The organism is Falsiroseomonas sp. HC035, from assembly GCF_050563525.1.
Taxonomy (GTDB): Bacteria; Pseudomonadota; Alphaproteobacteria; order Acetobacterales; family Acetobacteraceae; genus Falsiroseomonas.
Window position 1 is genome coordinate 76,480 of record NZ_JBNXUN010000014.1, and the last position, 13,394, is coordinate 89,873.

Genomic DNA, 13,394 nt, shown 5'->3' on the forward strand with positions numbered 1-13,394 from the left:
GGGTTCCGCGCAATGGGCGGCGACGCTACATCCGTGGCGACCAGGAACGCCGGAGGAACAGTAATGTCGGACGAGCGCGAGGCCATGGAATTCGATGTGCTGGTCGTGGGCGGCGGCCCGGCCGGCCTCGCCACCGCGATCCGGCTGAAGCAGGCGCGCCCGGACACCAATGTCTGCCTGGTGGAAAAGGGCGGCGAGATCGGCGCCCACATCCTGTCCGGCGCCGTGCTGGAACCCCGCGCGCTGGACGAGTTGTTCCCGGATTGGCGTGACGACCCGCCGGGGCTGACCACCGCCGTCACCGACGACCGCTTCATGCTGCTGACGGAGACCCGCGGATTCAAGCTGCCGACCCCGCCGCAGATGCACAACGAGGGCAACTATGTCGTCTCCCTCGGCAATGTGTGCCGCTGGCTCGGCGCCAAGGCGGAAGCGCTCGGCGTGGAGCTGTATCCGGGCTTCGCGGCGTCCGAGGCGATCATCGAGGATGGTCAGGTCCGGGGGGTCGTCGCCGGCGTCGCCGGCATCCAGAAGGACGGCAGCAAGGGACCGTCCTACGAACCGGGTATGGAGTTGCGCGCCACCTACACGGTGTTCGCGGAGGGCTGCCGCGGCAGCCTGTCCAAGCGCCTGTTCGAGACCTTCAACCTGCGGGATGGCGTCGCCCCGCAGACCTACGCGCTCGGGATGAAGGAGCTGTGGGAGATCCCGAAGGAGAAGCATAAGCCCGGCCTGGTGTGGCATTCCACCGGCTGGCCGCTGGCCTCCGACACCTATGGCGGGTCCTGGCTCTACATGCTGGGCGACAACCTGGTCTCGATCGGCTTCGTCGTCGGGCTGGACTATCCGAACCCCTGGCTGTCGCCCTTCGACGAGTTCCAGCGCTTCAAGTTGCACCCGGCGGTGCGCGGCTTCCTCGAAGGCGGCAAGCGCATCAGCTACGGCGCGCGGGCGCTGAACGAGGGCGGCATCCAGGCGGTGCCGAAGCTGGTCTTCCCCGGCGGAATGCTGGTCGGCGACGCGGCCGGCTTCCTCAACGTGCCCAAGATCAAGGGCACGCACACCTCGATGAAGTCCGGCATGGTCGCCGCCGACGCCATCGCCGAGGCCCTGGCCGGGGAATCGCCGGCGCCGGTGCTGGAGAGCTACCCCGCGGCGCTCCGCGCCTCCTGGGTCTGGACGGAATTGGAGGGGGTGCGCAACATCCGCCCCGGCTTCGCGAAGTATGGCTTCTGGGGCGGCATGGCGGCGGCGGCGCTGGACACCTACGTGCTGCGCGGCAAGGCGCCCTGGACCTGGGGCCACCACGCGGACCACGAGACGCTGAAGCCGGCGGCGCAGGCAAAGAAGATCGTCTACCCCAAGCCGGACGGCGTGCTGACCTTCGACCGGCTGTCCTCGGTGTTCATCTCCAACACCAACCATGAGGAACACCAGCCGAGCCACCTGGTGCTGCGCGACCCGGCCCGCTGGAAGGGCGTGAACTGGGACCAGTTCGCCTCGCCCGAAAGCCGCTACTGTCCGGCCGCGGTGTACGAGGCGGTCGGCGCCGAGGCCGGCAACGGGGAGGGCGAGATGCACCTGGTGATCAACGCGCAGAACTGCGTCCACTGCAAAACCTGCGACATCAAGGACCCGACCCAGAATATCGATTGGAAGACCCCGGAAGGTGGTGGCGGCCCGAACTACATCGGCGGCATGTAGCCTCGGCCGGGCGGCACCGGGGGCGGCATCGGCATGAACGCGATCCGGCCCCTGCGGCGGGTTGCGGACGGCCCGCGCCTCCCGACTGTTGTCATCCCGGCGAAGGTCACGCCGCCGCCGCGCGCGGCTTCCGGAAGGTCGACGCCGCTATGGCGGATGGCGGGCCTTGGCGCGGCTGCCGGGTTGGCCGTGGCGGCGGATCTGCTGCAGCCGGTCCTACCGGCGCTCCGCCTGCTGGCGCTGCTGGCTGCCGCGGGCTTCGCCATCACGCTGATCCGACCCTCAACCTGGACGCGCGGCGCGGCTCGGCTGGCCGCGGGCCTCGGCATCCTGGCGCTGCTGCAGGCGATGGCCGATCAGCCACGCGGGCTGCTCGCGGGGTCCGTCCCGCAACTGGCTGCGTGGCAACAGCGCGCGCTGCGCCTGGCGCCGCATCCCTGGGACCCGGATCGGCTGCGCGCGGCGCTTTCGGATCCCGCTGCGTCGCTCCGGCCCGAGCCCGCCTCGGCGGATGAGGCGCTTTTCAACGCCCTGCTGCTGGCTTTGCGGCGGGATGTGCCGGGCGCTTCGTCCGCACTCGCACAGGCGCTGCGGCTCGACCCTGCGCCGCGCCCGGACTCGCTGCTGCTGGGTGCGGAATTGCTGCGGCGGCCGGGCGCGCCGCCGCTGCCGGGCGATTTGCCGTCACCCCTGCCCGAGCTGCTGCACGCCCTGGCGCTGGCCGAGCCCGCCGCCCGCGTCGCGGCGCTGGACCCGCTGGTGGTGGCGGAGCCGGATAACCTGGTGGCCGCCGCCGCGCTGGCCCAGGCGCGCATCGCGGCGATGCTGCCTCGGGGCCCGACCATCGCCGAGGCCGGCGGCATTGCGGTGTTGCTGGCCCCCTTCGACGATGCGGAGCGTCTTGACGCCTTCGAGGCCAGCTTCCTGGATCCACGCCGCGCCGCCGTGCTGCGGCAGGGGGTCGCGGCGCTGGGCTGGGCGCGGGAGGTGGCCGGGCGGCGGCTGGAGGTCGCGACCCTGCTGCCGCCACCCGGGATGCCGGACCAGCCGGCGCTGCTGCGCCTGGCCGTGCCGGAGCCGGCGAGCGCGGTCCAGCTTTGGCAGGATGACGCCTGGGTCGCCGTCGGGGCGGAGGAGTCGCCGCCGACCCTCCGCCTGCCGCGCCCTTTCCGCCCCACGACGCTGCGCCTGCGCTACCTGGACCGGGACGGCGTCGCCTCGGCCGAGGTCGCGTATCGCTTCGACCCGGCCGCGGCGCTACGGGCCCAGGCGCAGCGCAGCCTGGCGCGCCAGCATCCCTTCGCGCTGTACCAGCCGGGCTGGATCGAGCCCAGCCGGCTGAACCCGCTGCCGATCCCGGGGCACCTCCGCGCCGGCCTCGCGGCGGTGGAGTGGCGCACGGATGCGGAGCCGAGGCCGCAACGCCTCCCGGTCGGCGTCACCGATGCCGCGCTGCTGGCCGGCGATCCGGCCCGCATCCTGGTGGAGTTCCCGGCGAGCGAGTCGGCGCGGCTGCTGGTGCTGCGGGCGATCCTGGCCGATGGCACGGAAGCCGAGCCGGTCGAGCTGGCGATCCGCTGACCCCCCTTCCCGCGGCCGCCGGTTCGGGGCAGAGGAAGGCTCGCCTCACCGGAGACAGTTCATGACCCACGCCGCACCCCATTCCCCCCCTGGCGGCTTCCAGCACGGCATCACCACCGCCGCCGCGCGCCAGATCCTCGATGCCACACTGGCCAAGGGCCGCGAGTTGGGCCTGGCGCCGCTGACGGTGGTGGTGCTGGATGCCGGCGGCCAGTTGAAGGCGGCGCTGAAGGAGGATGGCAGCAGCCTGCTGCGGCCGGACATCGCCTGGGGCAAGGCCTTCGGCGCCATGGCGCTCGGCTTCGGATCGCGGGAGCTGGCGCGGCGCAGCCAATCCATGCCGGGCTTCATGAACGCGCTGTCGGACCTCGCCGGTGGCCGCGCCGTACCGGTGCCGGGCGGCGTGCTGGTGCGGGCAGTGGATGGCGCGGTGCTCGGCGCGGTCGGCGTTTCCGGCGATGCGTCGGACAAGGACGAGGTCTGCGCCGTCGCCGGCATCCAGGCGGCGGGCCTCACGGCGGATACCGGCGACGCGGCCTGATCGAGGTCTGATTGCGTCTTGCGGGATGCCGGGCAAGGATCGCTCAGCAACCGCAAGAGACTCGGGATAATATGCTGCGAATCCATGGCATCGCGCGCTCGCGCGCCTTCCGCTGCATCTGGGCGGCGGAAGAAGCCGGGTTGGCCTATGAGGTGGTGCCGACCGGCTTCGGCCCCGGGCTGAAGGCGGCGATGGCCGGCATCAACCCGAACGGCAAGATCCCGGCGCTGGAGGATGGCGGGCTGCTGCTGTTCGAGAGCCTGGCGATCAACCTGCATCTGGGTGCCAAGGCCGGCCCGCCGCTGATGCCGGCCGGCGACGACGCCTCCCGCGTCCTGCAATGGACGCTTTGGGCGGCGACCGAGGCCGAACCGGCCGCCATGCAATGGGCCTACAATACCTTCATCCGCCCGGCCGACCAGCGCGACCCGGCGCAGGCCGCCGCCGGAGCGGAGGCCCTGGCGGCGCGGCTGCAGGTGCTGGAGGCGCACTTGGCCGCCGGCGGCCCCTGGCTGCTGGGCGCCGCCTTCACCATGGCGGATTGCAACCTGGCCAGCGTGCTGTACGGCGCGGCGATGAACGGCTTCGACTTCAGCCCCTGCCCACGCGTGAAGGCCTGGCTCGATGCCTGCCTCACCCGTCCCGCCGCGCTGGCGGCACGGAAGCAGCGGGAAGGCTGATTCAGCGCGGCCCGCGCGTCCGGTTCAGCGCCAGTTCTTCCGGCGTCAGTTGCAGGCTGAGGCGGACGGTGTAGCTGGCCGCGCTGCGCCCCTCGCCCAGCGGCAGGGCGAGCCGGGCCGTCTGGCCGGTGGCGTTGCTGCGGGCGACGTTGGGGCCAAAGGCCACGCGCGTGACGAAGGCCTGGCGGTCCAGCACGGCGCTATCGGCGGCATCGGTCAGGGCGACGAACCAGGGCAGGTCCAGCGTGCGACCTTCCGCGGCGGGGCCACGTTCCGAATCGAAGCGCGGGGTGACGCGCACGTTCAGCGTGGTACGGGCGCGGTCGGCGTAGTCGCAGGTGGCGTCGAAGCCAGCGATGCGGGCATCGGCCACCATCGCCGTCAGGTCGCCACGCCCGGCGCCGGGGCGGAAGCGGGTCAGGTCCGCGCCATCCGCCAGGATGGCAATGCGGGGGCATGGCGCCTGGCTGTTGTCGACAGGGGTGGTCAGGGCGCCGCAGCCGGACAGCAGCAGCAGCCCCGCCAGCAGGCCAGATGACCGGTTGATGCGCGCCATGCCACCCTCCCCCATTGAACGCGCGGCGCCGGGCGTTAGGATACCGGCCGAATGCGCAGGTCGCGTCTATCGCATCGCCGGCGCCGTCCGACCATCCCCGCCATGCCGTATCCGCCCCCCGGCCCACCCCCGGGTCCCAGCCGCCAAGGACCACGATGCCCGAGACCAAGCCCCGGCTGAACGTGCTGCTCGCAGGCCCGCGCGGCTTCTGTGCCGGCGTCGACCGCGCGATCAAGATCGTCGAGGAGGCGCTGCGCCGCCACGGTGCGCCAGTCTATGTACGGCATGAAATTGTCCACAACCGCTTCGTGGTGGAAAGCCTGGAACGCCAGGGCGCCGTCTTCGTCGAGGAGCTTTCGGAGATTCCGGACGATGGCCGGCCCGTGGTGTTTTCCGCGCATGGCGTGCCCAAGGCGGTGCCGCAGGAAGCCGCGTCCCGGAAGATGTTCGCCCTCGATGCGACCTGCCCGCTGGTCAGCAAGGTGCACCGGGAAGCCGAGCGTCACCACGCCCGCGGGCGCCACATCCTGCTGATCGGCCATGCCGGCCACCCGGAGGTCATCGGCACCATGGGGCAACTGCCGCCCGGCGCCGTGACGCTGGTGGAGGATGCGGCACAGGCGGAGATCGTGGTCCCGCCCGGCGACAAGCCGCTGGCATTCACCACGCAGACCACACTCTCGGTGGATGACACCGCCGGCATCGTCGCCATCCTGGCCCGCCGCTTCCCCGGTATCGCGGCGCCGGCGAAGGAGGATATCTGCTACGCCACCACCAACCGCCAGGCCGCCGTGAAGGCCATCGCGGCGCGGGGGGCGGAGCTGGTGATCGTGGTCGGTGCGCCGAATTCCAGCAATTCGGTGCGGCTGGCGGAGGTTGCGCAGCGTGCCGGCGCGGCGCGGTCCCTGCTGGTGCAGCGCGGGTCCTCGCTGGACCCCGCCATCGCCGATGGCTGCACCACCATCGGGCTCACAGCCGGCGCCAGCGCGCCGGAGGTGCTGGTGGAGGAAGTGTTGGCCCGCCTCGCCACCCGCTTCGACCTGGCGGTGGAGGAGGTGGTGGTGGCCGAGGAGAAGGTCGTGTTCCGCCTGCCGCCCGGCCTCGCCGCCGAATAGATCCAGCTTCATGGCGGTCTATACGGAAGTCTCGGACGAGGCGCTGCGCGCCTTCCTGGGCGATTATGACATCGGTGGATTGATCGCCTTCCGTGGCATCGCGGAAGGCGTGGAGAATTCCAACTACGCCCTGCGCACCACGGGCGGCGACTTCGTGCTGACGCTGTACGAGAAGCGCGTCGACCGGGCGGAGCTGCCCTATTTCCTCGGGCTGATGGAACACCTGGCCGCGCGTGGCCTGGCGTGCCCCACGCCGGTGCGCGGGCGGGACGGGCAGGCGCTGCGCGACCTGGCGGGCCGGCCGGCGGCGATCTGCACCTTCCTTGAAGGCGTCTGGCCGCGCCGGGTGCGGCCGGAGCACATGGCCCCGCTCGGCCTGGCGCTGGCGCGGCTGCATGCGGCGGGGGCGGATTTCGTGGGGCGCCGTCCGAACGCGCTGGGGCCGGCCGGCTGGGCGCCGCTGCTGGAGGCCTGCCGGTCTCGTGGCGACGAGGTGCAGCCGGGGCTGATGGCGCAGCTGGAGGCGCAGCACGCGGCGATCCTGGCCGCATGGCCGGGCGCGCTGCCGGTCGGGCAGATCCACGCCGACCTGTTCCCGGACAACGTGTTCTTCCTGCCGGATGCGGAAGGCCGCCCCCGCGTTTCCGGCGTGATCGACTTCTACTTCGCCTGCACCGACCTGCTGGCCTACGACATCGCCGTCTGCCTGAACGCCTGGTGCTTCGAGCCGGATGGCGGCTTCAACCTGACCAAGGCACGCGCCATGCTGGCCGCCTACCAGACCATCCGGCCGCTGGACCCGGCCGAGGCCGCGGCGCTGCCCGTGCTGTGCCGCGGCGCCGCGCTGCGCTTCCTGCTGACCCGCCTGTTCGACTGGACCCACACGCCGGCGGATGCGCTGGTGACCCGGAAGGACCCCCTGGAATACCTGAGGAAACTGCGCTTCTTCGCGCAGGTGGAGACGGCCGGTGCCATCGGAGCCTGATCACGCCACAAGTCTGGATGATCGGCCGCTGGTCGAGATCTGGACCGATGGCGGCTGCAAGCCGAACCCGGGCCCGGGCGGGTGGGCGGCGATCCTGCGCTTCGGGGCGCTGGAGAAGGAAATGTCCGGCGCCGACCCCGCCACCACCAACAACCGCATGGAGTTGACCGCCGCCTGCGCCGCGCTGGAAGCCCTGAAGAAGCCTTGCCGCGTCGTGCTGCACACGGATAGCGAATACGTCCGCAACGGGATGGAGCGCTGGATCAAGGGCTGGGTCCGCAACAACTGGCGCAACGCCGCGAAGCAGCCTGTCGCCAATTTTCCCCTCTGGCAGCGCCTGCTGGCGGCGGCGAAGCCGCATGAAGTGGATTGGCGCTGGGTGCGCGGGCATGCGGGCGACGTGATGAACGAGCGAGCGGATGTACTGGCGACCCAGGCGCGGGAGGGGTTGGGCTCCTGATGATGCGCGACGACGCCCTGCCGCGACCGATTTGAATCAGAGGATGTTCATCCATCACATTTATGGCATCCTGCGCCCAGAAGCTGGGAACGCTCCCGATGTCCGAGATTGCCATCGCCCTCACCCTGAACCCTGAGCCACCGGCTTCGGCTGCCGCCGGTGGCTGAGCTTTGGGCGGAGTGGGGCGGCTACGCCTATGCCATCGCGGCGCTCTGGGCCTTCTTCGAGGGCGAGACATTTGTCCTGGCCGCCGCCGCGGTGGGTGCCGCGGCCGGCGGGATCGACCCCTGGCTGCTGATGGTCGTGGTCTGGGGCGGGTCCTTCGCCGGAGACCAGACCTGGTTCTTTATCGGCCGTCGCTACGGACCAGGCGCGCTGGCGCGTTTCCCGCGCTGCCAGCGCAACGCCGCACGGGCGACCGAGATGCTGCACCGGCACGGCACGCTGTTCGTGCTGGGCTTCCGCTTCCTGTACGGCATCCGCAACGTCGCCGCCGCCGCCTGCGGCCTGGCGGGGATGGAGTATCGCCGCTTCGCCATCCTGAACTTCATCGGCGCCGGCGTCTGGGCCAGCAGCTTCGTGGCGGCGGGCTGGTTCCTCGGCAGCTGGCTCGGGACGGAAAGGCTGTTCTACCTGATCTGTGCCGTGGTCTTCACCCTGCTCGGCCTGCTGGTGGCACGCAACCTGCTGCGCCGCAGGGCCGCGCGACGGGCGCTACCGGCCTGAGCGCGGTTCACCAGTCCCCAGGCTACCACCCCAAAGTCCCGGGCCCGCCCTTGAACGGCCCGACCAGCTCCGAGGTGATCCAACCGCCGTAGAACCCGCCGGGCTGCGGCTGAACCACCTCCTCATCCACCCGGCATTCCTCCATCAGCCCGGCATAGACGGCGACATGATCGCGGATCGCGGCGAAGCCGGATGTCGGCGAAGGGTAGCTCCAACCGGCGCGCGGCGCGGTCCGGCCGTTCCAGGCGAGGTCCCAGTACCGCGCAGCGCCCTTCCACTCGCAGAAGCTGGACCCCGCCGCCGGGCTCAGCACGCCGGGGCGGAAGGCCTCTGGCGGCAGGTACCAGCTTGGCGGGTGGAAGGTCTCCAGCACCCGGAACGCGGCGCGCGTCTCCGCCACCCACTCGCCGCCCAGGCGGATGCGGACCAGCCGCGAATTCGGCTCCAGCCGCGGCGGACGCGGGTAGTCGGCGACGCGCTCGGGCATCCAGGGATCCTCAGTAATAGGTCAGGTCGCGCGCCTTGCCGCCGAAGACGCGCCAGGCAAACACGGTATACAGCACGATGATCGGCAGCACGAAGGCGGCCCCGGCCAGGATGATGGACAGGCTTTCGGGCGCGCTGGCGCTCTCCCAGATGGTCATGCGTTCCGGCACGACATAGGGGAAGAAGGACCAGGCGAGGCCGGCGAAGAACAGCACGAACAGCGCTGTGGCGCCGCAGAAGGGAAGCTGGTGCCAGGCATCCTCGCGCAGCGGCATGCGCGCCAGCAGCCGGTACAGGCCGTACAGCAGCGCCGCCGTCAGCAACGGCATCGGCGCCAGCATCAGGATGCCCGGCCAGTCGAACCACCGCGCGGCGATGCGGGCCGAGACCAGCGGCGTCACCGCCGAAACCAGCAGGATGCCGAGCGCCACCGGCCACAGCGTGCGCTGCGCCCAGGTGATGGCGTGCGCCTGCAACGCACCTTCCGTCCGCCAGACCAGCCAGCAGGCGCCGATGAAGGCGTAGGCGATGGCGAGCCCGATCGCGGCCATCACCGCAAAGCCGGTTGCGGCCCAGCCCTCGGCGAAGCCAAGCACGTAGCGCCCCAGCATCCAGCCCTGCGCCAGCGCCGAGACCAGGGAGCCCACGAAGAACCAGCGGTCCCAGCGCCGCTTATGCGCGGTGTCGCGGGCCTTGGCGCGAAACTCGAAGGCGACGCCGCGCAGCGTCAGCGCCACCAGCATGATGGCGACCGGCATGTACAGCGCTGTCAGGATGATGCCGTGAGCCACCGGAAAAGCCACCAGCAGCAGGCCAACGCCGAGCACCAGCCAGGTCTCGTTGGCATCCCAGAACGGGCCGATCGCGGCGATCATCCGGTCGCGCTCGGACTCCTCCGCCGCCGTTTCCAGCAGGATGCCGACGCCGAGGTCGAACCCATCGAGCACGACATAGGCGAGGATGGCCACCGCCATCAGCACCGCGAAGATCAGCGGCAGCCAATCGCCGGGCAGGAAGGGGGTCATGCCGGCGTTCCCTGCACCATCTTATCCTGAGCCGTGTCGCCCGGCGCGCTGCCCGGCTTCATCATCGCGCCCTCCACCTTCTCCGCCACGCGGCCGGCACGGGCCAGGCGGAAGATCGTGGTGATGTAGGCGACCAGCAGCAGCCCATAGAGCACCAGGTACATCGCCAGCGTGGTGCCGATGCTGGATGCCGGCAGCGGCCCGGCGGCCTGGGCGGTGTTCAGCACGCCGGTCACCAGCCAGGGCTGACGGCCGATCTCGGTGACGTACCAGCCGGCGAGCGTCGCGACCCAGCCGCCGAAGCTCATCAGCGCGAAACCCCACAGCAGCGGCCGCGGCAGGGCGCCGCGGCGCCACAGGTACCAGGCCCCGGCCCAGCCCATGGCGATCATCAGCAGGCCGATGCCCACCATGATACGGAAGGCGAAGAACACCGGCGCGACGGGCGGATGCTCGCCGCGGAAATCGTTCAGCCCGGGCACCACGCCGGCCGCCTCGTGCTTCAGGATCAGGCTGGCGCCGTTCGGGATCGCGATCTCGAAGCGGTTCTCGCGGGCCTGCTCGTCCGGGATGGCGAACAGCACCAGCGGCACGTTGCCGCGGGTTTCCCAGTTGCCCTCCATCGCCGCGACCTTGGCAGGCTGGTGTTCCAGCGTGTTCAGCCCGTGCAGGTCGCCCAGCAGCGCCTGCAGCGGTGCCAGCACCGCAGCCATCACGATGCCGGTGCGCAGCGCCTTGCGCACACCCTCCGCCCGGTCGCCACGCAGCCAGCGCCAGGCGGAGATGCCGGCGACCAGGAAGGCGACGGTCAGCCCGCTCGCCGTCAGCATGTGCGAGAAGCGGTAGGGCATGGAGGGGTTGAAGATGATGGCGAACCAGTCCGTCGCATGCGCCACGCCGTCGCGCATCTCGAAGCCCGCCGGGGTGTGCATCCACGAATTCAGCACCAGGATCCAGAAGGCGGACATGGTGGTGCCGAAGGCCACCAGGAAAGTCGCGCCGGTGTGCATCCAGCCCGGCACGCGCTTGAAGCCGAACAGCATGATCGACAGGAAGGTGGCCTCCAGGAAGAAGGCCGTCAGCACCTCATAGGCCAGCAGCGGGCCGGCGATGTTGCCCACCCTCTCCATGAAGCCGGGCCAGTTGGTGCCGAACTGGAATGACATGGTGATCCCCGAGACCACCCCCAGCGCAAAGGAAAGCGCAAAGACCTTCACCCAGAAGCGGTAGGCATCCATCCAGGCTTCATCGCGGGTGCGCGCGTAGCGAACCTTGAAGAACAGCAGCACCCAGCCGAGCGCGATGGTGATGGTGGGGAACAGGATGTGGAAGGAGATGTTGGCGGCGAACTGGATGCGCGCCAGCAGGATCGGATCCATCGACTCAGGCCTCCCGGCTTGCGTTGGGTCGGCCGCGAACCAGGCCCACCACCTTGTCCTTCGCTTCGAGCAATCTGGTCACGCGGGCGCCGAGCGCCAGGAGCGATGCAAGCCTTTCGGTTTCGAGACGCTTGACGTCGTCGTACCAGGTGGTGAGCTGTTCGATCAGCCCGTGCATCTCCGCCATCCGCGCCTGGGCGTGGCGTTCCTCCGCGCTGCCGGGGGTCTGCATCAGCAGTTCGCGCAGCACCGACAGGGTCGGATCGACCTCCCGCTTCTTGCGCTCCTCGGCCAGGGTGCGAAGGATCTGCCAGACGTCGTCGGGCGTGGTGAAATGGTCGCGCCTGTCGTCCGGGATGTGCTTCGGGATCGCCAGGTTCCAGGCCTGGAGCTCCTTCAGCCCCATCGAGACGTTGGAGCGTGAGACGCCGAGCGCGTCGACGATCTGCTCCGCATTCAGCGGCTCCGGCGAGACGTACAGCAGGGCGTAGATCTGCCCGACGGTGCGATTGATGCCCCAGCGGCTGCCCATCTCACCGAAATGCAGCACGAAGGCCTGGACGAGCGGAGGGAGGTTCATGTCGTTCCCGGAGTTTCAGTAATTTCTGAAATGGGGAAACCCGCGAACGTTTCAAGTCGTCCACATTCAGCCGTCGTGCTGGCGCGGAGCGGCGCCCGCCGTCAGGCCCCGCTGGCGTAGTCCAGCACCAGGTCGGCCAGGGACCCCACCAGTTCCGTGAGCCCACCGACCCGTCCATCGCCCTCGATGACCAGGAATTCGTCAGGGCCGGAATGCCCGCTCGCATAGCCCAGGCCCGTGGCGCCGAGCACGCCCTTGCCCAGGATGGCGCTGAAATGCCCGGTCGGGCCGCTGGTGCCGCGGCAGGGCCAGATGGTGGGTTCGATACCCCGGCGAGACAGCGCCGCGCGCGCCGCGCGCACCAGGTCATGCTCGACCGGAAGCTTCTGGGACCCGACGGCGCCCAGGACCCGCAGCCCGATATCCGGGTAGCCCTGGCGATCCAAGTGGCTGCGGATCCGGGCGAGGCAGGCATCCGGGTCGATGTCCGGCGGCAGTCGATGATCGATGGTGCAGCGCGCGACCTCCGGCAGCGTCCAGGCGGGGGTGCCTGGACCCGTCATGCCGGCCGCCAGCCCATCGATGTTCATGGTCGGCTCGAAGCAGTAGCGGCGGAATACCTCGCGCCCCTCCGCATCACCGAGGAAGCGCGACACGGTTGCGCGTGGGCCGATGCCAGGAACCGCCGAGGCTTCCCGCCCCCGGTAGAGCGCGGCCAGCTGGTCGAGCAGCGCGTCCTCCTCCGGCGTCGGCGGGCTCAGCCCCTCGGTGAAGCCGTCCACCAGGATGCGCCCGGTCTTCGGGTCGTAGAGCGTGGCCAGCGCGTGGACCAGGCGCCAGGTCGGCGAGTCCAGCACGCCCTGGGTCGAGGAATGCGCCGCCGCGCCCATTGGCCCGCGCCCCCAGGATGCCGAGGAACAGGTGATCTCGAGCTTCAGCAGGCCCTTGTTGCCGAGGAACAGCGCCACGTCGCCATTCGCCGCCTGGCTGGGACCGGGCCAGATCACTGCATCGGCACGCGCCAGCTGGGGTTCATAGCGCTTGATCAGGTCCGGCATGAAGGGGCTTCCGAGGAACTCCTCCCCCTCGATCAGGAACAGTAGGTTGATCGGTAATTCGCCCTCCGCATCGCGGATGGCGCGCAGCGCCTGCAGGAAGGCCAGCGCGCCGCCCTTGCTGGCCGCGCCCCGGCCATACAGCACGCGCGGGAAGGCCGGATGCGCCGCCACCACCCCCTGGTAGGGTTCGACCGTCCAGCCACTGCCGAGGCCGTTGGTGTCGAGGTAGCCATAGACGGCGAGGGTCCGCGCCGCGCCGGCATCGTAGCTGGCCCAGACCGCCGGCAGGCTCGGCGTTTCCACCACCTCCGCGACCTGGCAGCCGAGCGCGCGATACTGCGCCGCCAGGAACTCGGCCGCGCGCCGGACGCCCGCGGCATCGCCGAGCGTGCTCGGGATCGCCATGTAGTCGCGCAGCAGGTCCAGGTGCTGCGGAAGCCGCTCGGCGATGAGCCCCTGAACGCGATCATGCGCTGTCATGCCGGCCCCCTTCGCATCGCGGCGGCCGATCCGCGGCG

Annotated in this window: 14 protein-coding genes; 8 read left to right on the plus strand and 6 right to left on the minus strand. The window is 70.6% G+C overall.

The window, feature by feature from the left end; translation table 11 throughout:
• Window positions 1-63 precede the first annotated feature (63 nt).
• The 4 genes from ACLF3G_RS23050 to ACLF3G_RS23065 all read left to right on the plus strand — a co-directional run bounded on the left by ACLF3G_RS23050 (window position 64) and on the right by ACLF3G_RS23065 (window position 4,506).
• Window positions 64-1,704, plus strand: a complete 1,641-nt coding sequence (locus tag ACLF3G_RS23050) for a 4Fe-4S dicluster domain-containing protein (RefSeq protein ID WP_430671752.1) — start codon at window positions 64-66, stop codon at window positions 1,702-1,704.
• A gap of 156 nt (window positions 1,705-1,860) precedes the next feature.
• Window positions 1,861-3,285 (plus strand): hypothetical protein, encoded by a 1,425-nt coding sequence (locus ACLF3G_RS23055; protein WP_430671753.1) that lies wholly within the window; start codon window positions 1,861-1,863, stop codon window positions 3,283-3,285.
• Between the two features lie 61 nt (window positions 3,286-3,346).
• A complete protein-coding gene (locus ACLF3G_RS23060) occupies window positions 3,347-3,826 on the plus strand; it encodes a GlcG/HbpS family heme-binding protein (protein ID WP_430671754.1) in 480 nt (159 codons plus the stop codon).
• 71 nt (window positions 3,827-3,897) lie between these two features.
• Window positions 3,898-4,506, plus strand: a complete 609-nt coding sequence (locus ACLF3G_RS23065; RefSeq protein ID WP_430671755.1) for a glutathione S-transferase family protein — start codon at window positions 3,898-3,900, stop codon at window positions 4,504-4,506.
• 1 nt (window position 4,507) lies between these two features.
• Here the strand turns inward: ACLF3G_RS23065 and ACLF3G_RS23070 are convergent, their stop codons facing one another.
• The gene (locus ACLF3G_RS23070) at window positions 4,508-5,062 is read right to left on the minus strand and encodes a hypothetical protein (RefSeq protein WP_430671756.1); all 555 of its coding nucleotides are present in this window, start codon (window positions 5,060-5,062) and stop codon (window positions 4,508-4,510) included.
• 155 nt (window positions 5,063-5,217) lie between these two features.
• Here ACLF3G_RS23070 and ispH point away from each other — a divergent pair, with 155 nt between their 5' ends.
• From ispH to ACLF3G_RS23090, 4 genes are all read left to right on the plus strand, one after another.
• Complete coding sequence (gene ispH / locus ACLF3G_RS23075; RefSeq protein ID WP_430671757.1) at window positions 5,218-6,177, plus strand: 4-hydroxy-3-methylbut-2-enyl diphosphate reductase; 960 nt, start codon at window positions 5,218-5,220, stop codon at window positions 6,175-6,177.
• A gap of 10 nt (window positions 6,178-6,187) precedes the next feature.
• Window positions 6,188-7,162: a homoserine kinase gene (locus tag ACLF3G_RS23080; protein ID WP_430671758.1), complete on the plus strand. Its 975-nt coding sequence runs from the start codon at window positions 6,188-6,190 to the stop codon at window positions 7,160-7,162.
• 13 nt (window positions 7,163-7,175) lie between these two features.
• Window positions 7,176-7,622: a ribonuclease HI gene (gene rnhA, locus ACLF3G_RS23085; RefSeq protein ID WP_430671803.1), complete on the plus strand. Its 447-nt coding sequence runs from the start codon at window positions 7,176-7,178 to the stop codon at window positions 7,620-7,622.
• A 159-nt stretch (window positions 7,623-7,781) separates the two neighbouring features.
• Entirely contained in the window at window positions 7,782-8,348 is a 567-nt protein-coding gene (locus ACLF3G_RS23090) for a DedA family protein (RefSeq protein ID WP_430671759.1), read from the plus strand.
• Between the two features lie 22 nt (window positions 8,349-8,370).
• Here the strand turns inward: ACLF3G_RS23090 and ACLF3G_RS23095 are convergent, their stop codons facing one another.
• The 5 genes from ACLF3G_RS23095 to ACLF3G_RS23115 form a co-directional block, all read right to left on the minus strand.
• Window positions 8,371-8,835 (minus strand): DUF427 domain-containing protein, encoded by a 465-nt coding sequence (locus tag ACLF3G_RS23095; protein ID WP_430671760.1) that lies wholly within the window; start codon window positions 8,833-8,835, stop codon window positions 8,371-8,373.
• A gap of 10 nt (window positions 8,836-8,845) precedes the next feature.
• Window positions 8,846-9,859 (minus strand): cytochrome d ubiquinol oxidase subunit II, encoded by a 1,014-nt coding sequence (locus ACLF3G_RS23100; RefSeq protein WP_430671761.1) that lies wholly within the window; start codon window positions 9,857-9,859, stop codon window positions 8,846-8,848.
• The gene (locus ACLF3G_RS23105; protein ID WP_430671762.1) at window positions 9,856-11,238 is read right to left on the minus strand and encodes a cytochrome ubiquinol oxidase subunit I; all 1,383 of its coding nucleotides are present in this window, start codon (window positions 11,236-11,238) and stop codon (window positions 9,856-9,858) included. The genes ACLF3G_RS23100 and ACLF3G_RS23105 overlap by 4 nt, the downstream gene beginning before the upstream one ends.
• Window positions 11,239-11,242: 4 nt before the next feature.
• A complete protein-coding gene (locus ACLF3G_RS23110) occupies window positions 11,243-11,818 on the minus strand; it encodes a GbsR/MarR family transcriptional regulator (RefSeq protein ID WP_430671763.1) in 576 nt (191 codons plus the stop codon).
• A gap of 101 nt (window positions 11,819-11,919) precedes the next feature.
• Window positions 11,920-13,356 carry a M20/M25/M40 family metallo-hydrolase gene (locus tag ACLF3G_RS23115; protein WP_430671764.1) on the minus strand — a complete coding sequence of 479 codons (1,437 nt, stop codon included), beginning with the start codon at window positions 13,354-13,356 and terminating at the stop codon, window positions 11,920-11,922.
• Between the last annotated feature and the right edge of the window lie 38 nt (window positions 13,357-13,394).